Origin of the sequence: Streptomyces sp. NPDC023723, assembly GCF_040639815.1 — a bacterium.
In the GTDB taxonomy this organism is placed as follows: Bacteria; Actinomycetota; Actinomycetes; order Streptomycetales; family Streptomycetaceae; genus Streptomyces.
This window is the reverse complement of record NZ_JBFAAP010000005.1, coordinates 100,826-125,770: the sequence shown is the minus strand read 5'-3', so window position 1 is coordinate 125,770 and position 24,945 is coordinate 100,826. Positions and strand designations below refer to the sequence as shown.

Sequence of the window (24,945 nt, the reverse complement as noted above, 5' to 3'; positions counted from 1 at the left end):
GGGTAGCGGCCGGCGGTCCCGGCCGCCCCCGGCGGCGCGACCGGCTGCCCTAGGCGGAGGTCCTGGCCCGCAGGATCTCCTCCAGGGACTCCGCGCGCCAGCGCCTGAGGAGTTCGTGGAAGGCGACCGCGCCGTGCGGGTAGGCGGTCGGTCCGTTGGGGCGGCCGCGGCCTTCGCGGTTGTAGTAGCCGGGCGTGCACTCGGCGTGGAACCACTCGTGGTCGGGGGCGTCCTGGGCGCAGACGGCGACCCAGGCGTCCTCGCTCTCCCGGGTTGGCTCGACCAGCGCGCCCTTGGCCTCGGCGGCGGCGACGAGGGCCGCGATGTGGACGGCCTGTTCGTCCAGCACGTGGGTGAAGTTGACGCTGCTGGCGTTCTGGAGGGAGCCCATCTGATACAGGTTCGGGAAACCGTGGCAGGTGAAGCCGTGCAGGGTGCGCGGGCCGCGCTCCGCCCAGGTGCGCAGCAACTCGGCACCGTCGCGGCCCCGGACCGGGAGTTTCCCGGAGTGCACGCCGGAGACGCCGACGGAGAAGCCGGTGGCGAAGATCAGGCAGTCGAGCGGGTACTCGGTGCCGGCGACGACCACGCCGTGCTCGGTGACCCGCTCGATGCCGTGGGTGTCCGCGGTGTCGACCAGGGTGACGTCGGGGCGGTTGAACGCCTGGTAGTACAGGTCGGAGAAGGCGGGGCGCTTGCAGGCGTAGCGGTACCAGGGCCGCAGCCTGGCCGCGGTCGCCGGGTCGGTGACCGACTGCTCGACGCGGGCGCGCAGTTCGTTCATCTTGGCGGCGTCGGCGGCCTCGTAGGCGGTCTCGAAGGCGTCGCGGTCGCCCTGGCGGCGGAAGCTCGGCAGCAGCTTCTCCAGGAGCCCCGCCGACGACGTCCAGCGGTCCGCCACCAGGTCCTCGTCGGCCGGCTCGCCGGAGACGATCCGCAGGAAGTTCTCCCGGCGTGCCCGGGCCCAGCCGGGCCGGCCGGCGCCGACGTCCTCGGCGGTGGTACGGCGGTTGGCCCGTACGTCCACGGTGGACGGGGTGCGCTGGAAGACGTAGAGGTGTCCGGCGTCCTCGGCCAGCATCGGGATGACCTGGACGCCGGTGGCGCCGGTGCCCACCACGCCCACCCGTTTGCCGGCGAGGCCGGTCAGGCCGCCGTCCGGGGTGCCGCCGGTGTAGGCGTAGTCCCACCGCGAGGTGTGGAAGGTGTGTCCCCGGAAGTCCTCGATGCCGGGTATCCCGGGCAGCTTCGGCTCGGTGAGGGTGCCGGTGGCGGTGACCACGTGGGCGGCCCGGAACGCGTCGCCCCGGTCGGTCGCCACCAGCCAGGTCTCCGCCGCCTCGTCCCAGGTCAGCGCGGTCACCGAGGTGCGCAGCAGCGCGTGCTGGTAGAGGCCGAACCGCTCGGCGACGCGGACCGCGTGGCGGCGGATCTCCTCGCCGGGCGCGTACTTCCACTCGGGTACGTATCCGGTCTCGTCCAGCAGCGGCAGGTAGATGTGGGACTCGATGTCGCAGTGCACGCCCGGGTAGCGGTTCCAGTACCAGGTGCCGCCGACGTCGCCGCCCCGCTCGACGATCCGGACCCGCTCGACGCCCTGCTGCCGCAGCCGCGCTCCGGCGAGCAGGCCACCGAATCCGCCGCCGATCACGGCGACGTCGACGGTGTCGTGCAGCGGCTCGCGCCGGTCCGGGCCGGCCGTGTACGGGTCGTCCGCGTAGTAGCCGAACTCGGCCTCCGGCGCCCGGTACTGGGCGGCGCCGTCGGGCCGTACCCGGCGTTCGCGCTCGTGCCGGTAGCGCTCCTTGAGCCGGGCGAGTTCGTCGGGGGCCGGGGCCTGGGGGGTTGCCATGGGGGGACCTCGTTCCTGGCCGGCCCCGCGGTCCTGCGGCCGGCCTCCGGTGTGGGGCGGTCGTCCACTACCGTAGCAACTACCGGACATCGTTGTCCGGTTGGTTCGTCCGTGCTCCGCCCCACGCCAGATGCCAGACGCCAGGAAGAGGACCCCCATGCGACGACTTCCGATCCGGCCGCTCGCGCTGCTCGCCACGATCGGCGCCCTGACCGCCCTCACCGCCTGCGGTACCCAGACCGCCGGCGCCGCGGCCGGCGGGACCGGCCCGGACCGCGCCATCCGGGCCCAGCGGGTGATGCGGGTGACGACGCCGCACGAGGAGACCGGCAGCACCCTGCTGGAGGGCCCGGTCCTGGACGGGCAGGGCCGGCTGACCCTGGTCGACGTCACCGCGCCCGCGGGCGCGCCGAAGGTGCTGCGGGTCGACCTCGCCCGCAAGGCGGTGCGGACACTGCACACCGACGACCGGGGCGCCTACACTTCCGCCCAGGTCAGCCCGTACGACGGACGGCTCTACCTGACCGACTACGCGCACGGCGAGATCGTCAGCCTGGCCCCGGACGGCGGCGACCGGCGGCTGTTCTTCGCCGGCGAGGTCGACGGGGCGCCGATGAACCCCGACGACCTCGCCTTCGACGAGGAGGGGAATCTCTACGTCAGCGACTCGCGCGGCCTGACCGAGGGCGAGGCGCTCGGCCGGGTGGTGCGCGTCGACCGCGACGGGAAGCGGGCGAGCGTCCTAGTCGACCACCTGGCCGCCACCAACGGCATCTCCTTCGACGCGGACTTCGCCGGCCTGTGGTTCAGCGAGCTGACCCGGAACCGGATCTCCTACCTGCCCCTCGCCGGCCAGGGCGGAGTGACCGCGCCGCACACCGCGGTCCGGGTCGACGGCGGCGTCGCGCAGACCGACTCGATCGCGGTCGACGCCGACGGCAACCTCTACCAGGCGCTGCACGGCCGGCCCGCGATGGCCGTGTACGACAAGTACGGCGCCCGGCTGGCGACCGTCGGGATTCCCGCCCGCGACAAGGGCCTCGAATCGGCGACGAACGTGGCGATCACCCCGGGCGGGACCACGGCGTACATGACCGTCAGCGGACCCGCCGGGGGGTACGTCTACACCTTCGACGCGCTCGCGGACGGCATCCGCCAGTCCAACGGCGGCTGACCCCGCCCCGCCCGGCGCTCACCGCGCGAACGGCCGTACCGGTCCCACCTCCACGGCGAGCAGCCGCCAGGCGGCCCGTACCCGGTCCTCCCGCTCCTCGCGGGTGGGGCCGGTGACGGCGCCGGAGACCATGGCGACGGCGAGCATCAGGCCGTCGGCGGCGGCCAGCCGGTGCCCCGGCCGCAGCCGGCCGCGCAGCGCGCGCTCGACCCGCCCGGACAGGGCGCGGGCGTACTCGTGCGTCCCGGAGGTCCCGGCGCGCCGGTGCGCCTCGTCGGCGTGCAGCAGGCTGATGAAGGCGGACGACTCGGTCAGGTGCCAGGACAGCACCCCGAGGGCGTCCTCGAAGGTGGCGCCCTCGGCCGCGGCGGCCTGTTCGACCTCCCGTACGTTCTCCTCCAGCACGGCGGCGGCGACGGCGGCCCGGTCCGGGAAGTGCCGGTACAGGACGCCCTGTCCGACGCCGGCCCGGCGCGCGATGGCGGACAGCGGAGCGCCCAGGCCGTGCTCCGCGTAGATCTCCCGGGCGGCGGCGATCAGGGCCGCCCGGTTGCGGGCGGCGGCTTTCGGCCCGGGGTTCGGGGACCGCCGCTCGTCGGGCCTGGGAGATTGCGTCACCCCCGCAGGATAACGGCCGAAAGCCGCCCCTCCCGGGCCCGGCCCCGGTGCCGGGCGGCCGGCCCGGCACCGGTGATTTACGTGGTGCCGGGGTGGCGGGTGCCCGCTTGACTCGGCTCGTTCCGGTTCCGGCGGAACCGGCTCGTCCCGGCTCCGGGCCGTCCTTCGGGGCCCGGACCCGGACACGTCCCCGCAACCGACACGACCCCGCGCCGGAGCACCCCCGGCCGGCGCGGTCAGGAGGGATTCCAGACATGTCTCGCTTCAGTTGGCGCTTACGCGTGTGCGGCACCGCGGCCCTCACCACCCTGTCGGTGGGAACCGCCGGCGCCCTCACGCCCCCCGCCGCCGCCGCCACCGCGGTCTACGGCGAGGACTTCTCCGCCGGACTCGGCACCTTCACCGCCACCGGTTCGGTCAGCACCGGCAGCTACGGCGCCCGGCTGAGCGGTTCGCTGCTCTCCGACCCGGCGCTGACCTCCGCGCCGATCGATCTGGCCGGGCACAGCGAGGTGACGGTGTCGTACACCCGGGCGGCGTCCGGGCTGGACCTCGGGGAGACCTTCACCGCGGCCTACTCGGTCGACGGCGGCTCGTTCACCGCGCTGGAGTCGGCACGCACCGCCACCGGCGCGGCGACCTTCCGGCTGCCCGCCGCGGTGGACGGGCACGACCTGCGGCTGCGGTTCTCGCTGGACGCGAACAGCGTCCTGGAGACGCTGACCGTCGACGACGTGCTGGTGGTGGCGGAGGACGACGGCGGGCCGGCCGAGCCGCCGCCCGGGTCCCTGCCGCCGGTCTCCGACGTCACCGCGCCGGGCCCGTACGCGGTGAGCGTCGACGAGTCCGCCGGACCGGGCGGCGACGGATGGCTGGTGTACCCGTCCGACGCCGGCCGGGACGGAGTGGACCACCCGGTCCTCGTCTGGGGTCCGGGCGCGGGCTCCGACCCGGCCGCCTACGCGGACATGCTGCGCCAGTGGGCGTCGCACGGGTTCGTGGTCTACAGCGAGGTCTCGTCCAGCAGCGGCGCCTACATGACCGAAGCCCTGGACTGGCTGGAGGACCAGAACGCCGCCGCGAGCAGCCCGCTGTACCAGGACCTCGACCTGACCGAGGTGGCCTTCGGCGGCCATTCGCGCGGGTCGATCGGCACCTTCGACGTGGCCGACGACCCGCGCCTGGAGACCACCGTGCACGTGGCCGGCGGCTCCTTCGACGGCAACGGCCCGGACAGTCTCCGCAACCCGGCCCTCTACCTCGGCGGCGACGCCGACTTCGCCACCTCCAACGTGGAGCGCGACTACACCAACACCGATGTGCCGGTGTGGTTCAGCATCCTCGACGGCACCGACCACATCGCCGCCACCCGCAACGGGCAGCACATCATCACCGCGTGGCTGCGGTGGCGGCTGGCCGACGAGGAGTTCCGCCGCACGGCGGACTTCCTGAGCGCCGACTGCACCTTCTGCGGCCTCGGCGAGGTGCGGTACAAGAACTGGTGACCTACGCCGAGACGCCGATGCCGCCGCCGACGACGATGTTCTGTCCGGTGATGTAGCCGGCGGCGTCGGAGGTGAGGAACGCGACGGTCTCGGCGACCTCGCGGGCGGTGCCGAACCGCCCGAACGGGATGCGCGCGGTGGTGGCCTCGGTGACCTGGGCGACCAGCTCGGGCGGCATCCCCGACTTGGTCCAGATCGGGGTGTCGACGGCTCCCGGGCTGACCGCGTTGACCCGGATCCGCCGCGGCGCCAGTTCGACGGCGAGCGAGGGCACCATCGCCAGCAGGGCTCCCCTGCTGGCGGCGGTGACGCTGCCGCCCGCGAGCCCGCGGGTGACGCCGATGCCCACGGTGAAGACCACCGAGGCGCCGTCGGCGAGCAGCGGGAGGGTCTTCTGCAGGGTGAAGAACTGTCCCCGCGCGTTCACCGCGAACACGTCGTCGAACGTCGCCTCGTCGACCGCCTCGACCGGTGCCCCGCGGGTGATCCCGGCGTTCAGGAACAGGGCGGTGAGGCCGCCGAAGCGGGCCCGGATCTCGGCGGCGACGCGGTCGGCGTCGGACACGGAACGCGCGTCGGCTTCTACGACGACGACCTCGGCGGGGAGTTCCTCGCGGGCGGCGGCGAGGGTCTCGGGGTCGCGGCCGGTGACCATCACCCGGTACCCGCGCTCATGCAGGAGTTCGGCGGTGGCCTTGCCGATTCCGCTGGTTCCGCCGGTGATCAGGACGGCCGGTGTGGACATGGGTGTTCCCCTTGCGTTCGCGGGTCGGTCCGGCACGGGCCGGCCGGACCCCCTCACCCTGCGCCCGGGGATCACTCCGGGGCCAATGAATGTTCCGCATCGGGCGATACACCGCACGCATCACCCCACCTCGACGAGGGTTTAGGCTTCAGTCATGGCCGATTCGCCGCCGCTTGTGGCGCACCTCGATCTGCGGCTGGTGCACAGTTTCACCGTGGTCGCCGAGCACCGGCACTTCGGGCGGGCCGCCGAGGCCCTGCACACCACCCAGCCCTCCCTGAGCCGCCAGATCCGCCGCCTGGAACAGCAGCTGGGCGCCCGGCTCCTGGACCGCTCACCGCGCGGCACCGGTCTCACCGAGGCCGGCCAGGTCTTCCTGCCGCTCGCCGAGGGCCTGCTGAGCTCCGCCGCTCAGGCGGCGACCCACACCCGGGCCGCCGCCCATCCCACCCGGATCACCGTCGGGTACGCCCTCAACCTCATCGTCACCCCGGCCGTCGGCGCGCTGCGCGACCGGTACCCCGACGCCGACGTGCGCACCCTGCACCTGCCGTGGGACCAGCAGCGCGCGGCGCTGCTCGGCCGTCGCGTGGACGCGGTGGTGACCCGGCTGCCGCTGCGCCCCGACGGGCTGCGGGTGACGGTCCTGTACGACGAGCCGCGGATGCTCGTGGTGCGGGTCGGCCACCGGCTGGCCGGCCGGGAGTCCGTCACCCTGGCAGACATCGCCGACGAGCCGCTGCCCCGCGTGCCCGACCCGGACTGGAACGCCTTCTGGCGGATCGATCCCCGGCCGGGCGGCCGGCCCGCCCCCGACGGTCCGCTCATCGAGAGCGTCGAGGACAAGATCGAACTCGTCGCCACCGGGCAGGCCGTCACGATCGTTCCGGCCGGCGGACACCTCGACCGGATGCGTCCCGGACTGATCGCGGTGCCCCTGGTGGGCGTCGAACCCAGCCAGGTCGTCCTGGCCACCCGCGCCGACGACCGGAGCCGTCTGGTGACGGCCTTCCGGCGGCTCGCCCGGACGCACCTCAACAGTTACCGGTGACGACCGGGACGGTGGGCGGCCCGAGGGCCGGACTCCGAGCCCCGGGACGCGTCCTGGTCCGTCCGCGCCGCTGACCGCTCAGTGGTGGGCGTGAGCGACCGCGTGGCCCTTGCCGCGGCCGATCATCCACTTGTTGACCGGGGTGGTGATCAGGAAGGCGACGGCGAAACCGCCGAGCAGGCTCCACCAGAACAGCCCGTCGGACAGGTGGGCGTCCATGGCGCCGGGGACCAGGGCGACGATGCCGTTGTCGACGAGTTCCATCACGGCGATGGACACGGTGTCCGCGGCGAGCGCCACCTTGATCGCGCCTCTGAGGTCCAGGCCGGTGCGGCCGACGGCGACCAGCGTGAGCGAGTAGCCGAACACGAAGGCGAGCGCGATCGCCAGCGCCATGGTCGGGACGTTGCCCCACAGCAGGGCGGTGCCGATCACCATGCCGAGGATCTCGCCGATGGCGCAGCCGGTCAGGCAGTGCAGCGTCGCCCGCGCCGCCATCGGCCAGGAGGCCGCGGCCGGGTGCGGGGTGTGGTGTCCGGTGTGGTGCGTGCCGTGGTCCATGACCGTCGTCCCCATTCCCGTTCGGTGTACCCCGCCGCCGGGGGTTCACCCGGCAGAACGCTATACCCCCCAGGGGTATTCCACGGTCCGGCGTTTCGGGCAAGGGCGCGACGGGCGGCCGGTCACGGCCGGGCGGCGATCTCCCGGAGCAGGTCCATCACCGCGCCGGCCCGGGCGGTCTGGGTCATGCCGTCCACCGAGGCGATCTTGACTTCGAGCGGCGGTCCGCCGTCCCGCAGCCGGAGGGCGGCGACCTCGCCGCCGCCGTAGGTCTGGCTGGTCGCGGGCCGCTGGTTGAGCACGGAGTAGCCGAGGCCGCGGGCGACCAGGGAGCGCACCGTCTCGTAGCTGCGGGTGCGATAGCGGACGTCGGGGGCGGTGCCGGTGGCGGCCACCAGGGAGTGGAAGTAGTCGCGGCTGTGCGGCAGGTCCAGCAGGACCAGCGGTTCGGCGGACAGTTCGGTCAGTTCCACGCTGTCCCGGCCGGCCAGCGGGTGGCCGGCCGGGACGAGGACGTAGGCGGGGGCGAGGGCGATGGTCTCGCCGCGCAGTTCCGGCGCGGCCGACAGGCCGAGGCCGTAGCTGAGGGCGAAGTCGATGCGTCCCGCCGCGAGGGCCTCCACGAGCTGGTCCGTCTCCGCCTCCAGCACGTCGATCTCGATGCCCGGGTGGCGTGCGGTGCACTCGCTGAACAGGGGCGGCAGGTAGTAGGGGGCGAGGGTCACGAAGCAGCCGACGGTCACCGGCCCGGAGAGGTCCTCGCCCTCGCCCCGGGCCTCGCGCCGGACCTCGCGGGCCCGGGCCAGCAGGTCCCGGGCCTGCTGCTGGAGCCGCTCCCCGGCGGGGGTCAGGGTCAGTCCCCGGCCCCGGCGCCGGATGAACAGCTGCACCTGGAGGTCCCGCTCCAGGTGGTAGACGGCCGCGGACACGGCGGACTGCGCGATGTGCAGCTCCTGCGACGCCTCCGTCATCGACCCGCGCTCGGCGGCGACCAGGAAGTAACGGAGCTGTACGAGGGTGAAACCCAGCGGTGACGTCATGCGAGAGACCCTTGTGCGCGGTGAACCGTGTCCGCGCCGTACCTTATGCGGAAGCGCGCTCGGCGGGTGCGGCCCGGACGTCCTCGCGGACGTCCTCGGGACGCAGCAGCGCGCAGCCCGCGGTCTCCTTCAGGGAGAGCGCGGCGACCAGCCCGCCCACCGCGAACACCATCAGGTACGGGCCCGGCACCAGGGTGCTGCCGGTCGCCGAGATGAGCACGGTCATCAGATAGGGCACGGTGCCGGCGAACAGCGCCGCGGTGACGTTGTACGCCACGGACAGTCCGCTCTGCCGGGTGCGGGTGGGGAAGATCTCCGCCGACCACACCGCGTAGGTGCCGAGGATGGCGGCGAGGATCGCGCCGAGCAGCAGTCCGGCCGCCCAGGTGCCGGCCAGTCCGGTCCGCATCAGGAGGAACGCCGGGGTGGACAGGACCAGCAGGGCGGCCGTCGCGCCGACGAACACCGGCTTGCGGCCCACCCGGTCGGACAGCCGGCCGAACAGCGGCACGAGCACCAGGCCGAGCAGGGAGATGACGGTGGACAGCAGGGCCGCGCTGTCGGCGGAGTGACCGAGGTGGTCGGTCTCGTAGGTGACGAGGTAGGTCAGGACGGCGTAGAAGGGGACGTGCATGGCCGCCATCAGGCCGGCCGCCTGGAGCAGTTCCCGCTTGTGGGAACGGAGCAGTTCGCGGGCCGGGCTGCTGGGCACGGTGTCGTTGGCTTCGAGCGCCCGGTACTCGGGGGTGTCCTCGATCTTGTTGCGGATGACGAAGCCGATGACGCCGAGCGGGGCGGCGACCAGGAACGGGACGCGCCAGCCCCAGGAGGTGAGCTGGGCCTCGTCGAGTCCGGCGGAGAGCAGCAGGAAGACGAACGAACCGGCGAGGAAGCCGAGCAGGGAGCCGACCTCCAGCCAGCTCACCCCGAAGCCGCGGCGGCGCCGGGGCGCGCTCTCGGCGAGGAAGCTGGCCGCGCTGCCGAACTCGCCGCCCGCCGCGAACCCCTGGATCAGCCGCAGCACCACCAGCAGGATCGGGGCGGCGATGCCGATCGCGTCGTAGCCGGGCAGCAGGCCGATGGTCAGGGTGGCGCCGGACATCATGAAGATGACCAGGGACAGGGTGCGCTTGCGGCCGATCCGGTCGCCGAGCGGTCCGAACACCAGGGCGCCGATGGGCCGGATGCCGAACGAGACGGCGAACACGCCGAACACCGCGAGCAGTCCGGTGGTGCTGTCCTCGGCCGGGAAGAACACGGTCGCGACGGTGCCGGCCAGATAGGCGTAGGCCGCCCAGTCGAACCAGTGCACGAACACGCCGACGGCTCCCGCGGCGACACTCCTGCGCAGGGCTACGACGTCGCCGGCCGGCTCGGCCGCGTTCGCCGCGGGGGCACTGCTGTTACGCGTAGACATACGCGCCTCCTTGTGAGGATGGGTTCAGAAGCCGGAGCTGTGCGGGTGCCGCCGGCGCCGTGCCCCTCAGAGCGCGGGCAGGCCGTTCGGGGGTGGGACGGGGTGGGTCCGGGAGGCCGTCATACGGTGGCCGCCCCGGCCGGTGCGGCCCGGTCCACGCCGGTCCAGGCCAGCGCGACGGCCGCGTCGAGCAGGGCCCGCTCGGCCGTGCCGCCCACGCAGTGGGCGGCAAACTCGTGCTGGTGGTTGGTGGCGGGCAGCGAGCCGATGCCGATGTAGGGGTGGATGGCCGGCACCACCTGGGAGACGTTGCCCATGTCGGTGGAGGCGCGGTTCATCCGGGCCGCCTGACCGGGCGGCGCGAACTCGCGGCCCAGCGCGAGGGCGTTGGCCCGGTAGTGCCCGAGCGCCGTGCCGTCGGTGCGGAACTCGGCGTACGGCTTGCTCTCCGGCTCGATCTCCAGCGCGCAGCCGGTGGCCAGGGCGCCGGCCTCGAAGGCCCGCATCACCCGGGGCTCCAGCTCGGCCAGTTCGGCGAGCGTCTCGGCCCGTACGTACCAGCGTCCGGTGGTCCGCTCCGGGATGGCGTTCGGGGCGTCCCCGGCGTGCGTCACCACGCCGTGCACCCGTGCCGAGGGCGGGAGTTGCTGGCGCAGCAGGCCGATGGCGACCTGGGCGACGGTGAACGCGTCGGCCGCGTTGATCCCGGCCTCCGGGTAGGCGGCGGCGTGCGCGGCCTTCCCGGTGTAGGCGATCTTGGAGTGGCTGACCGCGAACGGGCGGGCCTCGGCGACGTCGACCGGCGCGGGGTGCGCCATCATCGCCAGGTCCACCCCGGCGAAGGCGCCCCGGTCCAGCATCTCGATCTTGCCGCCGCCGCCCTCCTCGGCCGGGGTGCCGTAGACCTCGACGGTGAGGCCGGTGTCGTCGGCGACGGCGGCCAGGCCCAGCGCCGCCCCGACCGAGCCGGCCGCGATGAGGTTGTGTCCGCAGGCGTGCCCGAGTCCGGGCAGCGCGTCGTACTCGGCGCACAGCGCGATCCGCACCGGTCCGCTGCCGAACCGGGCGTGGAAGGCGGTGTCCAGGCCCAGGTAGGCGGCGGTGACGTCGAATCCGGCGCGGTCCAGCAGCTCCGGTACGGCGGCGGCCGCCCGGTGCTCCTCCCACGCCGTCTCCGGATCGGCGTGCAGCCGCTCGGACAGGCCGACGAGTTCCTCGGCGTGCCGGCCGACCGCCCGCCGCGCGGCTTCCTTCGGCCCGCCGCCCATCACAGGTCCCCGGGGACGCCGTACGAGGGCGAGGACGCGGGGTCGAGTCCGCGCCGCACATAGTCGTCCCGCTGCGGCAGCCATACGTCGAGCAGGTCGCCGAGCCGGTCCACGGGGTCCTCGGCCCAGTCCACCCGCAGGTCGGTGACCCGCCAGCCGGCGTCCGCGACGACCGCGAGGCCCGCGGAGCGCACCGGTCCCTCCTCGCCGCCGGCCGCGACGGCGGCCTTCATGGCGGTGAGCAGCCGCTCCTCCAGCTCCCCGGTGGCGGCGGCGTACGCGTCGAGGAGTACGCCGGGCAGGTGTGCGCCGCAGAGCATGTTGCCGGCCGCGACCGCGCCGTCGGCGGTGGCGGCGGCGTATGTGCCCAGGGTGCGCGAGCCGCTGTAGGCGTGTCCGGGGCCGGTGCGGCCCAGCACGGTCAGCTGCCGGTACTCGATGGTGGCGGCGTTGCGGGCGGCGCCGGTGACGTCGGCCAGGGCGCGGGCCGGGTCGCCGTGGCCGGCGAGAGCGTCCAGCAGGCCGGTGCCGAGCGTGGGGTCGGTGATGTTCTGCGAGGTCGCCGCGCCGACGCCGGGCCGCAGATGGACGACGCGGGCGGCGACCGCCGGGCTGGAGGAGCTGGCCGCGACGCCGAACCGCTCGCCGTCGCGGACCACCAGGGAGAAGGTCATGCCCGTGCCTCCTTCGACGGGTCGGGGAGCACGGCGATCGCGTCGATCTCGCACAGCCACTCCGGGCGGGCCAGCGCGGAGACCACCAGGCCGGTGGAGATGGGGTGGACGCCCTTGGTCCAGCGGCCGACGGTGCGGTAGACCGCCTCGCGGTAGCGCGGGTCGACCAGGTAGATGGTCAGTTTGACCAGGTGTTCCATCCGGCTGCCCGCCTCTTCCAGCAGCGTCTTGATGTTGGCCATGGCCCGCTCGGCCTGTGCCTCGGCGTCACCGATGCCCACCGACTCGCTGGTGTCGAGGTCCTGGCCGATCTGGCCCCGGACGTACACGGTGTCGCCGGCGACGACGGCCTGGCAGAGGTCGTTGCCGAGGTTCTGCTCGGGGTAGGTGTCGCGGGTGTTGAACGGGCGGATCCGGGTGTGTCCGCCGGTGACGACGGGGGCGTTCGCCGTGCGGCCCTCGCTCGGGGAGGTCATCGTGCTGCTCCTCAGTTCTGCGCGGCGGCGGGGGCGGCCGCTGATACGGGCGCGGGGGCGGGTACGGGCGCGGTGCCGTGGGCGAAGTAGCCGCGCCGGGTCGCGATGTGGTCGGCGACGTAGCGGGCGTCGTGCCAGACCCCCCAGATGAAGCTGGAGCCGCGGCGGGACAGCCAGGGCAGTCCCAGGAAGTAGACGCCGGGCTCGGTGGAGATGCCGCGCCGCTGGTCGGGCCGGCCGTGCTCGTCGAAGGCGTCGACCTGGAGCCAGCCGTAGTCGGTGGCGAAGCCGGTGGCCCAGACGATGGCGGTGACGCCCGCCTCGGCCAGGTCGAGGTCGGCCCGCGGGTCGGTGACGCACCGCGGGTCGGGTCCCAGGACGTGGGCTTCCGGCTCCTCGGGGAGGTCGAGGCCGTTGCGCTCGACGTACGCGTCGGCGGCTCGCAGCAGGCCGAGGTACTTCTCGTCGCCGAGCGCGATGTTGTCGGCGAGGTCCGGTGCGAAGCGCAGTACGCCGTCGGCGTAGGACTCGGTCATGCCGACGAGCTCGATGCCGGTGCCGGCCAGGGCGCGGAAGTCCACCGTGTGGCCGCCGCGGGCGCCGCTGACCGCGATGGTGACGTGGGCGGCGCCCTGCGGCGGGGTCTGCGCGTCCCAGAGCCCGAGTACGCCGAGCCACCAGCAGAAGTCCCGGCCGCGGTACTGCCGGGGCGGCCGGTCGTGCGGGCCGACGGAGAGCAGGACCCGGCGTCCGGACCGGCGCAGTTCGTCCGCGATCTGGACGCCCGAGGAACCGGCGCCGACGACGAGGACGGCGCCCTCGGGCAGTTGCTCCGGGTTGCGGTACCCGCTGGAGTGCAGTTGGACGGGGACCGCGCCGTCCGGGACGACCGGCGGGATCACCGGCCGCTGGAACGCTCCGGTGGCGGCCACCACGAAGCGCGCGTCGATGGTGCCGTCCGAGGTCTCCACCCGGAAACCGGGCCGGCCGGTGTGCCGGCGCACCGAGGTCACCTCGACACCGCACCGGACGGGGGCGCCGATCTTCGCGGCGTACGCCTCGAAGTACTCCGCGACCTGCTCCTTCGAGGCGAAGGCGTCGGGGGCGACGTCGGGGAACTCCATCCCCGGGAACCGGTCGTGCCAGGCGGGTCCGTTGGCGACCAGGGAGTCCCAGCGCTCCGAACGCCAGCGCTCGGCGACGCGGTGCCGTTCCAGGACGAGGTGCGGTATCCCGTGGGCGCCCAGGTGCTCGCTCACCGCGACGCCGGCCTGCCCCGCCCCGACGACGACTACTTCGGTCTGTTCACTCGGCATTTCGCCTCCACTCGGGCGGTAGTCCATCCGGTGTCGCGTTGACTGTGCTACCGCACGAGACATCCTCAGCCGCACCCATAACCCTGTCCAACAGATGTTTCCGTTGCAGGCAATCTGTTTTCCAGATGCGCTTGCTCGCGGAGCCGGGCGCCGGGCGCCGGGCGCCGGGCGCCGGGCGCCGGGCGGGAACTCCGCGCCCGGATGGGGCGTTGCGGAGGACGACTTGATCGTTTAGAGGTGCGGGACACGGCGGCGGTGCCGTCGGCGGGGGAAGTGAGCAAGCCATGGCCATGGTGGGGCTGTTCTGGATCGCCGAGGGCGATGTGTACGTGGGCGCGAAGCCGTCCGGGCTGCATCCGGGGGTACGCCTGACGCCGGAGGGCGTCGTGGCCCTCGGCGACGGACAGTCCGGTCTGCGTCCGTGGGCGGGCATACGGGCCCTGACGGTGGCGGACGTTCCCGTGAAGACTCTGCGGCGGCGGGTCGGGGCGGTCGCCGACCTGGCCGTGAGCACGGTGATCGGCCTGGTCGAGCCCACCGGCCCGGGCGGGGCGGACGACGCTCCGGGGCTGATGACGGTCCGGGTGCAGACGCCCGACGGCGTGCACGAGCTGGCGGCCCACACCGCCGCGGCCGTCGGCTACTCCGAGACGGAGACCGACCTCTCCCGGGCCCTCCTCGCCCGCCTCACGGAGGGCGCCGCGCCGGCGGCCACGACGCTGGCGGCGATGTCGCAGTGGGGCCGCGCCCGGGAAGGGGACTCGCCCCGGGCGGCCGAGCGGGAGAAGCTGCTGCGGGAGTGGCTGGACCGACGCTGACGGTCCCGGCCGGCGCGGGCCGCCGGCCGCTTCACGGTGTGTCCGGCGCCGTCCGCGCCAGGTACTTCCGGTTGGTCTCGATGAGGCCGTCGAGTGCGGACCTGGCGGCGGCGAGGCCGTCCATGGCGGCGGACAGCCGGGCCCGCTCGTCGTTCATGACCACCAGGGCCCGCCGTGCTCCGCCCCGGCTGGGCTCGGCCATGCAGGGCACCATCTCGGCGATGGTGCCGCTGGACATGCCCGCGGCCAGGAACGCCTGGATCAGCCGCACCCGTTCGACGTGCCCGTCGTCGTAGTGACGCTGGCCGCTGGGTGAGCGGGAGCTGACGAGCAGGCCCTGCTCCTCGTAGTAACGCAGCGACCGACGGCTGACTCCCGTGCGGGCGGACAGTTCACCGATCCGCATCTCGACTCCTCCTCGCGTGCCGGGCCACAGCGGCTTGCCCCTCACATCGATGTGAAGGTTTAGGTTAACTCCCGAAGTCGCCCCGCCTCGACGAAAGAGAGCGCCGTTCCATGCTCAAGTTCGCTTTTATGATCAACCGTATCGACGGGATGTCCTACGAGAGCTTCGCCGCGTATCACCGGGACCGGCACGCTCCCCTCTTCACCTCCATTCCGGAGGCGCGGCGCCATGTGCGGAAGTACACCGTGTCGCACCCGGTGCCCGCCGAGCACTACCCGAGCCCGGCCTACGACGGGCTGACGGAGATCTGGTTCGACAGCTGGGCGGACCACGACGCCTTCTTCGGGTCCGAGAACTACAGGACACTGGTCAATCCGGACGAAGCGAATTTCATCGACATGAGTTCGGTGGCGGTCATGGTGACCGAGGAAAGAGTCGTGCTCACCGTCTGAGGGCCGGCCGGGCCGGGAAACGTCAGGCCCGGATCGCGGAGATGTCGAACTGGAGCCGGATCTTCTCGCTGACCATCGCGCCGCCCGCTTCGAGGCGCTGGTTGTACACCAGGCCCCACTCGGTGCGGTCGATCGTGGTGGTGCCGTCGAAGCCGGCCCGCTCGTAGCCGAACGGGTCCATGACCGAGCCGAGGTAGTCGAGTTGCAGCTCGACCGGCCGGGTGACGTCACGGATGGTCAGGTCCCCCGCCATCCGGAAGCTCTCCCCGCCCTCGTGGACGGTGGACGTGCTGCGGAACACCATCTCCGGGAAGCGGCTCGCGTCGAAGAAGTCACGGCCGACGAGATGCCCGTCGCGCTGTTCCACGCCGGTGTCGACGCTGGCGACCTTGATGACCAGGTGCGCCCGCGACTCGGCGGGCCGGGCCCCGTCGAAGTACAGCCTGCTCTCGTAGTCGGTGAAGGCGCCCCGCACCGTCGTCACCATCGCGTGCCGCACCGAGAACCCGATGCGGCTGTGCGGACGGTCGATGGTCCACTCGCCGGTCAGCGCGCGCAGCCGGGGGTCGAGCCCGACACCGGCGGGTGTGACCTCCTCGAGAGGCGCGCTGAAGTCGACAGGTGACGCCGGCTCGGCGGTCGCGCTCTGGCGACGGCTGAAGATACCCATGAGGTCGTAAGCCCTTTCGACTCGTTCGCTCCGTGCTATCACGGAGTCGACGACGGAGGGTCCGCGATATAGGCACCCTCGTCCGGGTTCCATGCCGCCGACCGCAAAGCTGCACAGGTTCCCCGAAAGTGTGTACGGAATCCCTCCGTCACCAGGTCCGGTCTGAGTAGGGTGCTCCGCATGAAGGCACTTGTGCTGTCCGGTGGCTCCGGTACCCGTTTGCGCCCCATCACCCACACCTCCGCCAAGCAGTTGGTGCCGGTCGCGAACAAGCCGGTGCTGTTCTACGGCCTGGAGGCGATCGCGGACGCCGGGATCACCGAGGTGGGGATCGTCGTCGGGGACACCGCGGCGGAGATCAGGGAGGCCGTCGGGGACGGTTCGCGGTTCGGCCTCGATGTCACCTACCTCCCCCAGGACCGGCCGGCGGGGCTGGCGCACGCGGTGCTGATCGCCCGTGAGTTCCTCGGCGCGGACGACTTCGTCATGTACCTCGGCGACAACTTCGTGGTGGGCGGCATCACACCGCTGGTGGAGAGCTTCCGCTCGGAACGGCCGGACGCGCAGGTGCTGTTGACGAAGGTGTCCGATCCCGCCCAGTTCGGGGTGGCCGAACTCGACGCCGAGGGGCGGCTGGCCGGCCTGGAGGAGAAACCCCGGGCGCCCAAGAGCGATCTCGCGCTCGTCGGTGTCTATCTCTTCACCCCGGCCGTGCACCGGGCCGTGCGGGCCATCGCCCCGTCCCGGCGCGGGGAGCTGGAGATCACGGACGCCATCCAGTGGCTGATCGACGAGGGGCACGACGTCCGCTCCACGACCGTCTCCGGCTACTGGAAGGACACCGGCAACGTCACCGACATGCTGGAGGTCAACCGTTCCGTGCTGGAGACCGTGGAGTCGCTGCGGGCGGGCAGCGTCGACGCGGACAGCGAGCTCATCGGCCGGGTGCGCGTCGAGGCGGGCGCCCGGGTGGTGCGCAGCCGGATCGTCGGCCCCGTGGTCGTCGGGGCCGGCGCCGTCGTGGAGAACGCCTATGTCGGCCCGTTCACCTCGCTCGCGCCGGGCTGCCGGATCGTGGACAGCGAGATCGAGTACTCCATCGTGCTGCGCGACGCGTCGGTGACCGGGGTCCGCCGGGTGGAGGCCTCGCTCATCGGACGCGACGTCGAGGTCACGCCCGCTCCCCGCAGCCCGTCGGCGCACCGGTTCGTGCTCGGTGACCACAGCAAGGTGCAGATCTCCTCGTGACCGCCCGCCCGCTGCCCCGACAGAAAGGTTTCGCCGGATGAACGTACAGGTGCGGCCGACCGCCCAGGTCGACGAGACGGCCACGGTCGGCGACGGGTCGACGGTCTGGGACCTGGCCCAGATCCGGGAGGACGCGCGGCTCGGCCGCGGCTGCATCGTGGGCCGGGGGGCCTACGTCGGCCCGGGCGTGCGGATCGGCGACCACGTGAAGCTGCAGAACTACGCGCTGGTCTACGAACCCGCGGTGCTCGCCGACGGGGTGTTCGTCGGCCCGGCGGCGGTGCTGACCAACGACTACTTCCCCCGGTCGGTGGATGTGGAGGGCCGGCTGAAGCGGGGCGGCGACTGGCAGGCCGTGGCGGTCGTGGTGGACGAGGGGGCGTCGCTGGGGGCCCGTTCGGTCTGCGTGGCCCCGGTGCGGGTCGGCCGCTGGGCGCTGGTCGCGGCGGGTGCCGTGGTGACCCGGGACGTGCCCGACTTCGCGCTGGTGGCGGGCGTACCGGCGCGGCGGATCGGCTGGGTGGGGCGGGCCGGCGTCCGGCTGACCGAGCGCGCGGACACGCCGGGCGGCTGGGAGTGCCCGGAGACCGGAGCGCTGTACGAGGAGAAGGACGGCGGGCTCGTGGAAGGCGCGTGACGCCGTTCCCGGCCATCCTCGGTCCGTCCCGGCTGTTTTCAGCTGTTTCTCGCGAAGCGCGATTACTCGAACATCTACCGGCATAGCATGTGCACGAAGTGTGCAGACCGAGCACAATGAGCACACAAACCAGTCGTGCCCAGGGGGGGTTACGGGGTGATGGGGACACCTGTGTCCAAAGCCGGGAGCGTCTGCCGCGCCGGCGTCTGACGTCTGCTTCTCCACCGTCCGGCCGGTCGCGGCCCGACGGACACCAGTCGGTTGAACACAGGACCCACAGGGGGGTTGGTGTGTCCGAAACATGACCATTTCACGTCTGGCGGCGCTCGGTCGTGACGAACCGTCACTGCTTCCGCTCGCCCAGCGGCTGCTGACCCTGGCGGAGTCGGGCCTGCCGTCGATGCTGCTGCCCGGCAAGGAGGCCTTCGCCTTCACTCTGGCCGCGACCAGGGCCCCGGACGGCTCCTGGCGCGTGGAGCAGCGCGGGACCAGCCGGCGGTACGCGGCCATCACCGCGCTCGGCGTCCAGTACCTGCCCGAGGACCGGCAGCGCGCGGTGCTCGCGGGGCGTACCGCCCAGGAGTTCACCGGTCTGCTGGTGGAGGCCCTGCCCTCGGTGACCAACCTCGGTGACGCGGCGCTCATCGCCTGGGCCGCCGCCGAGACCGGGCACCCCAAGCTGTCCGACGCGCTGGCCCGGGTGGCGGCGCTGGACGACTTCGGCCGCCCCCAGTACACCGTCGAGGCGGCGTGGGTGCTGTCCGCGCTCGCGGCGGCCCGGGACACGGCCGACGTGGAGGGGCACCTGACCGCGGCCCGCGACCGGCTGCTGCGGTCCCGCAGTGGATCCGGCCCGCTGTTCCCGCACGCCACCGGCCCCGGCCTGCTGCCCTGGTACCGGGCGCACGTGAGCTGCTTCGCCGACCAGACGTATCCGCTCCAGGCGCTGGCCCGCGCCCACGTGAGCGGTGCCGGCGACGCCGAGGCGCTGGCCGCGGCGGCGGCGTGCGCCACCCGGATCTGCGAGCTCCAGGGCCCGGCCGGCCAGTGGTGGTGGCACTACGACGCGCGCACCGGCGATGTCGTCGAGGGCTATCCGGTCTACAGCGTCCACCAGCACGCGATGGCGCCGACCGCCCTGTTCGACCTGACCGAGGCCGGCGGCGGCGATTTCGGCGCGGCGGTCCGGGGCGGCCTGCGCTGGATGACGGACGTACCGGAACTGGCCGGGCACCCGGCCGCCGAGGAACCGCTGATCCACGACGAGCTGGGCGTGACCTGGCGCAAGGTCTACCGGGGTGATCCGGGGAAGGCCGTGCGCGCCGTGCGGGGACTGGCCACCCGGGCCGTCGCGGGCCTGCGGCTGAAGCCGCTGGACCGGGTGTACCGCCCGCTCTCCGTGGACCGCGAGTGCCGGCCCTACGAATTCGGCTGGCTGCTGCACGCCTGGCACGGGGGCCGGGCATGAGCGGGCGGCGGTCACTGTTCGGGATCGAACTGGACCCGCTGACCATGGACCAGACCGTGCAGCGCTGCCTGGCCGCGGTGCGCGACGGCCGGCAGCTGGAGATCGGCGTGGTCAACGCGGCGAAGCTGGTGAACATGCGGCGCGATCCGCGGCTGGCGGCGGCGGTGACCGGCTGCGACCTGGTCCTCGCCGACGGGCAGGCCGTGGTCTGGGCCGCCCGGGTGCTGCGCGCCCCGCTGCCGGAACGGGTGGCGGGAATCGACCTGTTCCTGCGGCTGCTGGCCGAGGCGGAGACGGCGGGCATCCCGGTGTACTTCCTCGGCGCCCGGCCGCAGGTGCTCCAGGAGATGCTGCGCCGGGTCGCCGTCCGGTTCCCCGCGCTGAAGGTGGCGGGCCACCGCGACGGCTACTTCGAGGACTCGGAGCAGGAGAGCATCGCCGAATCCATCGCGGAGAGCGGCGCCCACCTGCTCTTTCTTGGCATGACCTCACCAAAGAAGGAGATCTTCACCGCCTCCCACGGCGCGCGCACCGGCGCCCGCGTGGTGCACGGCGTGGGCGGCTCCTTCGACATCCTGGCCGGGGTCACCCGGCGGGCCCCCGAGTCATGGCAGCGCCGGGGACTGGAATGGCTCTACCGGGCCCTTCAGGAACCGCGCCGGCTGGGCCGGCGCTATCTCACCACCAACGCTGTCTTCGTCCTCATGACGGCCCGCGAGCGCTTCCGGCTCACCCCGTCGATCGCTCCCGCGAACAGGAGTCACTGATGCGCGTCGTCGTGGTCGGACAGGGATACGTCGGCCTGCCGCTGGCCATTCGGGCCGCCGAGGTCGGGCACGAGGTGATCGGCTACGACGTCGACACCCGGCGGATCAAGAGCCTCGGCTCCGGGCAGTCCTTCGTGGAGGACGTCTCCGCCGAGCGGATCCGGGCCGCCCTGGACAACGGTACGTATCGCCCGAGCGACCAGGCGCGGGACTGCGGCGGTTTCGACGTCGCCGTCGTGACCGTGCCCACCCCGCTCCACGAGGGCACCCCCGACCTGCGGTACATCAAGGAGTCGGCGGTCACCCTCGCCCGCTATCTGCGCCCCGGCGCCACGGTCGTCCTGGAGTCGACCACCTATCCCGGCACCACCCAGGACCTGTTCGGGCCGCTGCTGGAGGAGGGGTCGGGACTCACCGCGGGCAGCGACTTCCGACTCGGCTACAGCCCCGAGCGGATCGACCCCGGCAACGCGGTGTGGGGTTTCAAGGAGACCCCGAAGGTCGTCTCCGGCGTCGACGAGGCGTCACTGAAGGCGGTCCAGGACTTCTACGGGCGGCTCGTCGACACCACCGTGCCGGTGGGCTCGCCCAAGGAGGCGGAGCTGGCCAAGCTCCTGGAGAACACCTTCCGGCACGTCAACATCGCGCTGATCAACGAGATCGCGATGTTCGCCCACCATCTGGACATCGACGTGTGGCAGGCCATCGACGCGGCCTCCAGCAAGCCGTTCGGGTTCATGAGGTTCACCCCCGGGCCGGGCGTCGGCGGCCACTGCCTGCCGATCGACCCCTCCTACCTGTCCTGGCGGGTGCAGCGCGAACTCGGCCAGAGCTTCCGGTTCGTGGAGCTGGCCAACGACGTCAACAACCACATGCCCGAGTACGTGACCCGGCGGATCACCGACCTGTTCAACGCCAGACGCCGGTCGGTCAACGGTTCACGGATCCTGCTGCTCGGGCTCGCCTACAAGAAGAACACCGGCGACGCCCGCGAGTCGCCCGCGCTGCGCATCTCCCAGCTCCTCCTCGACCTGGGAGCGCAGGTCAGGGCGGCGGACCCCCATGTGGTGGAGAGCCTGCCGGTGGACACCCGGCTGGTCCGGGTCGACCTCCAGCCGGACGAGCTGGCGTCCGCCGACGTGGTGGTGCTGCTCACCGACCACGACTCCTTCGACTACGAACTCGTCGTGGAACACGCTCCGTTCGTCCTCGACTGCCGCCGCCGGCTGCCGTCCGGCCCCACGATCGAGGTGCTCTGAGCGATGCCGCGCATCATCTGTGTCGCCGGGGCCCGCCCCAACTACATGAAGATCAAACCGGTGATGGACGCGCTGGAGCGCCGGGGCGCCGAGGTGCTCCTCGTCCACACCGGCCAGCACTACGACCCGGCCATGAACGACGTGTTCTTCGCCGACCTCGGCATCCGGCCGCCGGACCGCTTCCTCGGCGTCGGCTCCGGCAGCCACGCCGAGCAGACCGGCCGGGTGATGGCCGCGTTCGAGCCGCTGCTCGACGAGGTGTCCCCGGACCTGGTGGTGGTGGTCGGCGACATCAACTCCACCCTGGCCTGCGCCCTGGTCACCGCGAAGGCGGGCCCGCTGCTCGCGCACGTCGAGGCCGGGCTGCGCAGCCGCGACTGGAGCATGCCGGAGGAGGTCAACCGGGTCGTCACCGACCGGGTCAGCGACTATCTGCTGGCCCCCTCCCCCGACGCGGCCGGCAACCTGCGCGCCGAGGGCTACCGGGAGGACCAGATCCACCTGGTCGGCAACGTCATGATCGACACCCTGCTGGCCAACCTGGAGCGGGCCCGGGCCTCGGACGTCCTGGACCGTCTCGGCCTGGCCCGGGGCGGATACGGCCTGGTCACCCTGCACCGGCCCGCCAACGTCGACGACCCCGAGGTGCTCGCCGGGCTGCTGAAGGCGCTGGGCGAGATCGCCGGCCGCTGCCCGCTGGTGCTGCCCGCCCACCCGCGCGCGGCCGGCCGGCTGGCCGAAGTGGGCGTCCCCGGCGGCATCCAAGTCGTCGCGCCCGCCGGGTACTTGGACTTCATCGCCCTCCAGGACGCGGCACGGGTCGTACTGACCGACTCGGGCGGGGTGCAGGAGGAGACCACCGCGCTGGGCGTGCCGTGCGTGACACTGCGGGACAACACCGAGCGGCCGGTCACCGTCGAGGAGGGCACCAATGTGCTCGCCGGGCGGCACCCGGCACGCGTCGTCAGCACCGTGCACGCGGTACTGGACACGCCGCCCGCGCCGCGCCGGCCCGCGCTGTGGGACGGCCGGGCCAGTGACCGGATCGCCGACGTACTGCTGAACGGAGACACCGCGGGCACCCGGCCGCGGCCCACCGGCCGACCGGCCCCCACCGGCCCGACGTTCCCCATATGATCCGATTGCCACACATGCTCGTCGAACATCGTGTCGCCAGGGGGGACCGTCATGGATCTCGCGGAGATCTTCCGGGTCATGCGCAGGCGCTGGTACGTCCTGCTGCCGGGACTGCTGCTGACCGCCGGACTGCTGGCCGTGGTGGCCGTATCGGTGCCGGTGTCGTACCAGTCGCAGAGCACGGTGGTGCTGCTCAACTCGCAGAAGGCGACGGCCGATTACGACGGCAACCCCTTCCTGAGCACCCAGACCTCACTGACCGGCATGGCCGACAGCCTGGCCCGCAGTCTCACCTCCGACGACTCGCTGCGGGAGCTCAAGTCCCGGGGCGCGAAGGGCACGTTCGAGGTGAAGCTCGCCGACAACGCGCAGGGGCCGCTGCTGTGGCTGACCGTGACCGGCACCGACGCGGACGCCGTGCTGGCCTCCGACAAGATCCTGGCCACCTATGCCGGGGAACGGCTGAAGCAGTTCCAGCAACAGCAGTCGGTGGAACCGAAGGCCATGATCAGGATGACCACGATCGTGCCGCCGCAGCAGCCGGTGGCGCAGACCAAGACCCGGCTCCAGTACCTGATCATGGCCGGTGGGCTGGGGCTGGTGCTCACCCTGGTGGCCGCCTTCTACGTGGAGGCGCGCACCAGGCCGCACACCTCCGCGCCGAACCCCGAGCCGGAACCGGAACCGGCGTCGGCGCCGGATGAGCGGCCCACCGCGCAGCAGCCGGCCGCTGACGAGACGCTCGCCATCCGGCGGCCGCCGAGCTGGTCGAAGGCGGCCGGCGCAACACCCGAAGCGCCGCGGTCCGCCGTGGCGGTGACGTCTCCGGCACAGCCGCTCGACGAGGAGCCGACCCATGGACATCGCCCGCGCACCGGAGGGTGAGGCGAGCACCGCGCCCGCTCCGGCGGACGCCGGCCCCTCCCCCTCCGCCTTCGGGCGCAAGGTCCGCTCGGCGGCCCGCTGGAGCCTGATCAACACCGTCGTCCTGCGGCTGGGCAACTTCGCGACCGGCATCGTACTGGCGCGCTTCGCGCTCGGCCCCGCGGAATGGGGGGTGTACGGCATCGCCCAGACGGTGCTGCTGGTCCTGCTGTCCGCGAACGAACTGGGCGTGGGCCTGGCCATCGTGCGCTGGGAGGGTGACGCCCGGCGGTTCGCGCCGACCGTACTCACCCTCAGCACCCTCTCCAGCGGGCTGCTGTACGTTGCCCTGTTCGCGGCGGCACCGGCGCTGGGCGGACTGCTCGGCTCGCCGAACGCCACCGAGGTACTGCGGGTGATGTGCCTGTGCGTGGTGATCGACGGGGTGGCCCAGGTACCCGGTGGCTTCCTCACCCGGGAGTTCGCCCAGGGCAAGCGCATGATCATCGACGCGCTGAACTTCGTGACCGGCACGGCGGTCACGCTGCTGCTCGCCTTCGCGGGCTGGGGCGCGATGAGCTTCGCGGTCGGGGCCGTGGTGGGCAACGTCGTGACGCTGATCGGCTGCTGGCTGGCGGCACCCGGCACCCTGAAGTACGGCTGGGACCCCGGGCAGGCGCGGGCGCTGCTGCGGTTCGGGCTGCCGCTGGCGGGGGCGAGCATGCTGGCGCTGGCCGTGGTCAACGTCGACACGATGGTGGCCGGCGCGACGCTGGGCAGTGTGTCGCTGGGCTTCTACGTGCTCGCCTTCAACATCTCCGGCTGGCCGGTGCGGATCATCTCCGAGGCCGCCCGCCGGGTCTCCTTCGCCGGGTTCTCCCGGCTGGCCGAGACACCGGGGGCCCTCGCCCAGGGGTTCAGCCGGGCCCTGGGGGTGCTGATCACCGGCACGGTGCCGCTGTGCGTCCTGCTGGCCGGCCTCGCGGAGCCGGTCGTCCGGCTGGTCTACGGCAGCCAGTGGACCCCGGCCGCCGCCGCGCTGCCCTGGCTGATGGTGCTCGGCCTGATCCGGATCGGCAGCGAACTCGCCTACGACTGCCTGGTCGCCGTGGGGCAGCGCCGCTCGCTCTTCCTGGTGCAGGGGCTGTGGCTGGTGGCCCTGATCCCGGTGCTGCTCGTGGCCGCCCGGCTGAACGGCGTCGTCGGCGTCTCCCAGGGCCATGTGCTGGTGGCCGGCGGCCTGGTGGTGCCGGTCTTCCTGGTCGCCCTGCGCCGGGGCGGGATCGGTCTCGGGCTGATCGCCCGGGCCTGCGGGTGGCCGTTCCTCGGCGGGGCCGTGATGACCGTGCTCGTCCTCGGGCTGCGGCAGCCGTTCGGCGACGGACCGCTCGGGCTCGCCGCCGTCTGTGCCGTCGCCCTGGCCGGTTACGCGGTGTGCGTATGGCCCAGCCGCGGCTTCCTGCGCGGCCGGCCCCCGGCCGCCGTCCCGGTTCCACCGGCCCGACCGGACATGAGGTGAGCC

General features: G+C 72.9%; 25 protein-coding genes. 13 read left to right on the top strand and 12 right to left on the bottom strand.

Annotation, left to right across the window (positions count from 1 at the left end; genetic code table 11):
• Positions 1–49 precede the first annotated feature (49 nt).
• Positions 50–1,852 carry an NAD(P)/FAD-dependent oxidoreductase gene (locus AB0G32_RS08750; protein WP_361160174.1) on the bottom strand — a complete coding sequence of 601 codons (1,803 nt, stop codon included), beginning with the start codon at positions 1,850–1,852 and terminating at the stop codon, positions 50–52.
• A 157-nt stretch (positions 1,853–2,009) separates the two neighbouring features.
• Here AB0G32_RS08750 and AB0G32_RS08745 point away from each other — a divergent pair, with 157 nt between their 5' ends.
• Complete coding sequence (locus AB0G32_RS08745; RefSeq protein ID WP_361160172.1) at positions 2,010–3,026, top strand: SMP-30/gluconolactonase/LRE family protein; 1,017 nt, start codon at positions 2,010–2,012, stop codon at positions 3,024–3,026.
• A gap of 18 nt (positions 3,027–3,044) precedes the next feature.
• Here the strand turns inward: AB0G32_RS08745 and AB0G32_RS08740 are convergent, their stop codons facing one another.
• Complete coding sequence (locus tag AB0G32_RS08740; RefSeq protein ID WP_361160169.1) at positions 3,045–3,644, bottom strand: helix-turn-helix domain-containing protein; 600 nt, start codon at positions 3,642–3,644, stop codon at positions 3,045–3,047.
• Positions 3,645–3,898: 254 nt separating this feature from the next.
• Between AB0G32_RS08740 and AB0G32_RS08735 the strand changes: the two genes are divergently transcribed.
• The gene (locus AB0G32_RS08735; RefSeq protein ID WP_361160167.1) at positions 3,899–5,149 is read left to right on the top strand and encodes a hypothetical protein; all 1,251 of its coding nucleotides are present in this window, start codon (positions 3,899–3,901) and stop codon (positions 5,147–5,149) included.
• Between the two features lies 1 nt (position 5,150).
• On the opposite strand, the gene AB0G32_RS08730 is transcribed toward AB0G32_RS08735, so the two are convergent.
• Positions 5,151–5,894, bottom strand: coding sequence for an SDR family oxidoreductase (locus tag AB0G32_RS08730; protein ID WP_361160164.1), 744 nt, complete (start codon positions 5,892–5,894; stop codon positions 5,151–5,153).
• A gap of 154 nt (positions 5,895–6,048) precedes the next feature.
• Between AB0G32_RS08730 and AB0G32_RS08725 the strand changes: the two genes are divergently transcribed.
• The gene (locus tag AB0G32_RS08725) at positions 6,049–6,945 is read left to right on the top strand and encodes a LysR family transcriptional regulator (protein WP_361160161.1); all 897 of its coding nucleotides are present in this window, start codon (positions 6,049–6,051) and stop codon (positions 6,943–6,945) included.
• A gap of 78 nt (positions 6,946–7,023) precedes the next feature.
• On the opposite strand, the gene AB0G32_RS08720 is transcribed toward AB0G32_RS08725, so the two are convergent.
• The 7 genes from AB0G32_RS08720 to AB0G32_RS08690 all read right to left on the bottom strand — a co-directional run bounded on the left by AB0G32_RS08720 (position 7,024) and on the right by AB0G32_RS08690 (position 13,697).
• The gene (locus tag AB0G32_RS08720) at positions 7,024–7,506 is read right to left on the bottom strand and encodes a DUF4396 domain-containing protein (protein WP_361160159.1); all 483 of its coding nucleotides are present in this window, start codon (positions 7,504–7,506) and stop codon (positions 7,024–7,026) included.
• 122 nt (positions 7,507–7,628) lie between these two features.
• Complete coding sequence (locus AB0G32_RS08715; RefSeq protein ID WP_361160156.1) at positions 7,629–8,546, bottom strand: LysR family transcriptional regulator; 918 nt, start codon at positions 8,544–8,546, stop codon at positions 7,629–7,631.
• Between the two features lie 43 nt (positions 8,547–8,589).
• Positions 8,590–9,963 carry an MFS transporter gene (locus AB0G32_RS08710; RefSeq protein WP_361160153.1) on the bottom strand — a complete coding sequence of 458 codons (1,374 nt, stop codon included), beginning with the start codon at positions 9,961–9,963 and terminating at the stop codon, positions 8,590–8,592.
• Positions 9,964–10,082: 119 nt separating this feature from the next.
• Positions 10,083–11,231: an amidohydrolase gene (locus AB0G32_RS08705; RefSeq protein WP_361160150.1), complete on the bottom strand. Its 1,149-nt coding sequence runs from the start codon at positions 11,229–11,231 to the stop codon at positions 10,083–10,085.
• Positions 11,231–11,905 (bottom strand): DUF1028 domain-containing protein, encoded by a 675-nt coding sequence (locus AB0G32_RS08700; protein ID WP_361160147.1) that lies wholly within the window; start codon positions 11,903–11,905, stop codon positions 11,231–11,233. The genes AB0G32_RS08705 and AB0G32_RS08700 overlap by 1 nt, the downstream gene beginning before the upstream one ends.
• Positions 11,902–12,381 carry a RidA family protein gene (locus tag AB0G32_RS08695; RefSeq protein WP_361160145.1) on the bottom strand — a complete coding sequence of 160 codons (480 nt, stop codon included), beginning with the start codon at positions 12,379–12,381 and terminating at the stop codon, positions 11,902–11,904. The genes AB0G32_RS08700 and AB0G32_RS08695 overlap by 4 nt, the downstream gene beginning before the upstream one ends.
• 11 nt (positions 12,382–12,392) lie before the next feature.
• A complete protein-coding gene (locus tag AB0G32_RS08690) occupies positions 12,393–13,697 on the bottom strand; it encodes an NAD(P)/FAD-dependent oxidoreductase (RefSeq protein ID WP_361160142.1) in 1,305 nt (434 codons plus the stop codon).
• Between the two features lie 284 nt (positions 13,698–13,981).
• Here AB0G32_RS08690 and AB0G32_RS08685 point away from each other — a divergent pair, with 284 nt between their 5' ends.
• Positions 13,982–14,515, top strand: a complete 534-nt coding sequence (locus AB0G32_RS08685) for a hypothetical protein (RefSeq protein WP_361160139.1) — start codon at positions 13,982–13,984, stop codon at positions 14,513–14,515.
• 31 nt (positions 14,516–14,546) lie between these two features.
• On the opposite strand, the gene AB0G32_RS08680 is transcribed toward AB0G32_RS08685, so the two are convergent.
• On the bottom strand, positions 14,547–14,921 hold the full coding sequence (locus AB0G32_RS08680) for a MerR family transcriptional regulator (RefSeq protein ID WP_361160136.1): 375 nt from the start codon (positions 14,919–14,921) through the stop codon (positions 14,547–14,549).
• Between the two features lie 110 nt (positions 14,922–15,031).
• On the opposite strand from AB0G32_RS08680, the gene AB0G32_RS08675 reads away from it, so the two are divergent.
• A complete protein-coding gene (locus AB0G32_RS08675) occupies positions 15,032–15,373 on the top strand; it encodes an EthD domain-containing protein (protein WP_361160133.1) in 342 nt (113 codons plus the stop codon).
• A 22-nt stretch (positions 15,374–15,395) separates the two neighbouring features.
• Here the strand turns inward: AB0G32_RS08675 and AB0G32_RS08670 are convergent, their stop codons facing one another.
• Positions 15,396–16,043, bottom strand: coding sequence for a YceI family protein (locus AB0G32_RS08670; RefSeq protein ID WP_361160130.1), 648 nt, complete (start codon positions 16,041–16,043; stop codon positions 15,396–15,398).
• A gap of 180 nt (positions 16,044–16,223) precedes the next feature.
• On the opposite strand from AB0G32_RS08670, the gene AB0G32_RS08665 reads away from it, so the two are divergent.
• From AB0G32_RS08665 to AB0G32_RS08630, 8 genes are all read left to right on the top strand, one after another.
• On the top strand, positions 16,224–17,291 hold the full coding sequence (locus AB0G32_RS08665) for a glucose-1-phosphate thymidylyltransferase (RefSeq protein ID WP_361160128.1): 1,068 nt from the start codon (positions 16,224–16,226) through the stop codon (positions 17,289–17,291).
• A gap of 37 nt (positions 17,292–17,328) precedes the next feature.
• A complete protein-coding gene (locus tag AB0G32_RS08660) occupies positions 17,329–17,928 on the top strand; it encodes an acyltransferase (RefSeq protein WP_361160126.1) in 600 nt (199 codons plus the stop codon).
• 301 nt (positions 17,929–18,229) lie between these two features.
• Positions 18,230–19,396, top strand: coding sequence for a hypothetical protein (locus AB0G32_RS08655; protein ID WP_361160123.1), 1,167 nt, complete (start codon positions 18,230–18,232; stop codon positions 19,394–19,396).
• Positions 19,393–20,163: a WecB/TagA/CpsF family glycosyltransferase gene (locus tag AB0G32_RS08650; RefSeq protein WP_361160120.1), complete on the top strand. Its 771-nt coding sequence runs from the start codon at positions 19,393–19,395 to the stop codon at positions 20,161–20,163. The genes AB0G32_RS08655 and AB0G32_RS08650 overlap by 4 nt, the downstream gene beginning before the upstream one ends.
• On the top strand, positions 20,163–21,422 hold the full coding sequence (locus tag AB0G32_RS08645) for a nucleotide sugar dehydrogenase (RefSeq protein ID WP_361160118.1): 1,260 nt from the start codon (positions 20,163–20,165) through the stop codon (positions 21,420–21,422). The genes AB0G32_RS08650 and AB0G32_RS08645 overlap by 1 nt, the downstream gene beginning before the upstream one ends.
• A gap of 3 nt (positions 21,423–21,425) precedes the next feature.
• The gene (wecB, locus tag AB0G32_RS08640; protein WP_361160116.1) at positions 21,426–22,559 is read left to right on the top strand and encodes a UDP-N-acetylglucosamine 2-epimerase (non-hydrolyzing); all 1,134 of its coding nucleotides are present in this window, start codon (positions 21,426–21,428) and stop codon (positions 22,557–22,559) included.
• A gap of 51 nt (positions 22,560–22,610) precedes the next feature.
• Complete coding sequence (locus tag AB0G32_RS08635) at positions 22,611–23,444, top strand: chain length determinant protein (RefSeq protein ID WP_361160113.1); 834 nt, start codon at positions 22,611–22,613, stop codon at positions 23,442–23,444.
• Complete coding sequence (locus AB0G32_RS08630) at positions 23,416–24,942, top strand: oligosaccharide flippase family protein (protein ID WP_361160110.1); 1,527 nt, start codon at positions 23,416–23,418, stop codon at positions 24,940–24,942. The genes AB0G32_RS08635 and AB0G32_RS08630 overlap by 29 nt, the downstream gene beginning before the upstream one ends.
• The last annotated feature ends 3 nt before the right edge of the window (positions 24,943–24,945 follow it).

Excerpts from the sequence above, each read along its gene's own strand:
- AB0G32_RS08750 (WP_361160174.1), bottom strand. The coding sequence starts at position 1,852 with ATGGCAACCCCCCAGGCCCCGGCCCCCGACGAACTCGCCCGGCTCAAG.
- AB0G32_RS08745 (WP_361160172.1), top strand. The coding sequence starts at position 2,010 with ATGCGACGACTTCCGATCCGGCCGCTCGCGCTGCTCGCCACGATCGGC.
- AB0G32_RS08735 (WP_361160167.1), top strand. The coding sequence starts at position 3,899 with ATGTCTCGCTTCAGTTGGCGCTTACGCGTGTGCGGCACCGCGGCCCTC.
- AB0G32_RS08730 (WP_361160164.1), bottom strand. The coding sequence starts at position 5,894 with ATGTCCACACCGGCCGTCCTGATCACCGGCGGAACCAGCGGAATCGGC.
- AB0G32_RS08725 (WP_361160161.1), top strand. The coding sequence starts at position 6,049 with ATGGCCGATTCGCCGCCGCTTGTGGCGCACCTCGATCTGCGGCTGGTG.
- AB0G32_RS08720 (WP_361160159.1), bottom strand. The coding sequence starts at position 7,506 with ATGGACCACGGCACGCACCACACCGGACACCACACCCCGCACCCGGCC.
- AB0G32_RS08715 (WP_361160156.1), bottom strand. The coding sequence starts at position 8,546 with ATGACGTCACCGCTGGGTTTCACCCTCGTACAGCTCCGTTACTTCCTG.
- AB0G32_RS08710 (WP_361160153.1), bottom strand. The coding sequence starts at position 9,963 with ATGTCTACGCGTAACAGCAGTGCCCCCGCGGCGAACGCGGCCGAGCCG.
- AB0G32_RS08705 (WP_361160150.1), bottom strand. The coding sequence starts at position 11,231 with ATGGGCGGCGGGCCGAAGGAAGCCGCGCGGCGGGCGGTCGGCCGGCAC.
- AB0G32_RS08700 (WP_361160147.1), bottom strand. The coding sequence starts at position 11,905 with ATGACCTTCTCCCTGGTGGTCCGCGACGGCGAGCGGTTCGGCGTCGCG.
- AB0G32_RS08695 (WP_361160145.1), bottom strand. The coding sequence starts at position 12,381 with ATGACCTCCCCGAGCGAGGGCCGCACGGCGAACGCCCCCGTCGTCACC.
- AB0G32_RS08690 (WP_361160142.1), bottom strand. The coding sequence starts at position 13,697 with ATGCCGAGTGAACAGACCGAAGTAGTCGTCGTCGGGGCGGGGCAGGCC.
- AB0G32_RS08685 (WP_361160139.1), top strand. The coding sequence starts at position 13,982 with ATGGCCATGGTGGGGCTGTTCTGGATCGCCGAGGGCGATGTGTACGTG.
- AB0G32_RS08680 (WP_361160136.1), bottom strand. The coding sequence starts at position 14,921 with ATGCGGATCGGTGAACTGTCCGCCCGCACGGGAGTCAGCCGTCGGTCG.
- AB0G32_RS08675 (WP_361160133.1), top strand. The coding sequence starts at position 15,032 with ATGCTCAAGTTCGCTTTTATGATCAACCGTATCGACGGGATGTCCTAC.
- AB0G32_RS08670 (WP_361160130.1), bottom strand. The coding sequence starts at position 16,043 with ATGGGTATCTTCAGCCGTCGCCAGAGCGCGACCGCCGAGCCGGCGTCA.
- AB0G32_RS08665 (WP_361160128.1), top strand. The coding sequence starts at position 16,224 with ATGAAGGCACTTGTGCTGTCCGGTGGCTCCGGTACCCGTTTGCGCCCC.
- AB0G32_RS08660 (WP_361160126.1), top strand. The coding sequence starts at position 17,329 with ATGAACGTACAGGTGCGGCCGACCGCCCAGGTCGACGAGACGGCCACG.
- AB0G32_RS08655 (WP_361160123.1), top strand. The coding sequence starts at position 18,230 with ATGACCATTTCACGTCTGGCGGCGCTCGGTCGTGACGAACCGTCACTG.
- AB0G32_RS08650 (WP_361160120.1), top strand. The coding sequence starts at position 19,393 with ATGAGCGGGCGGCGGTCACTGTTCGGGATCGAACTGGACCCGCTGACC.
- AB0G32_RS08645 (WP_361160118.1), top strand. The coding sequence starts at position 20,163 with ATGCGCGTCGTCGTGGTCGGACAGGGATACGTCGGCCTGCCGCTGGCC.
- wecB (WP_361160116.1), top strand. The coding sequence starts at position 21,426 with ATGCCGCGCATCATCTGTGTCGCCGGGGCCCGCCCCAACTACATGAAG.
- AB0G32_RS08635 (WP_361160113.1), top strand. The coding sequence starts at position 22,611 with ATGGATCTCGCGGAGATCTTCCGGGTCATGCGCAGGCGCTGGTACGTC.
- AB0G32_RS08630 (WP_361160110.1), top strand. The coding sequence starts at position 23,416 with ATGGACATCGCCCGCGCACCGGAGGGTGAGGCGAGCACCGCGCCCGCT.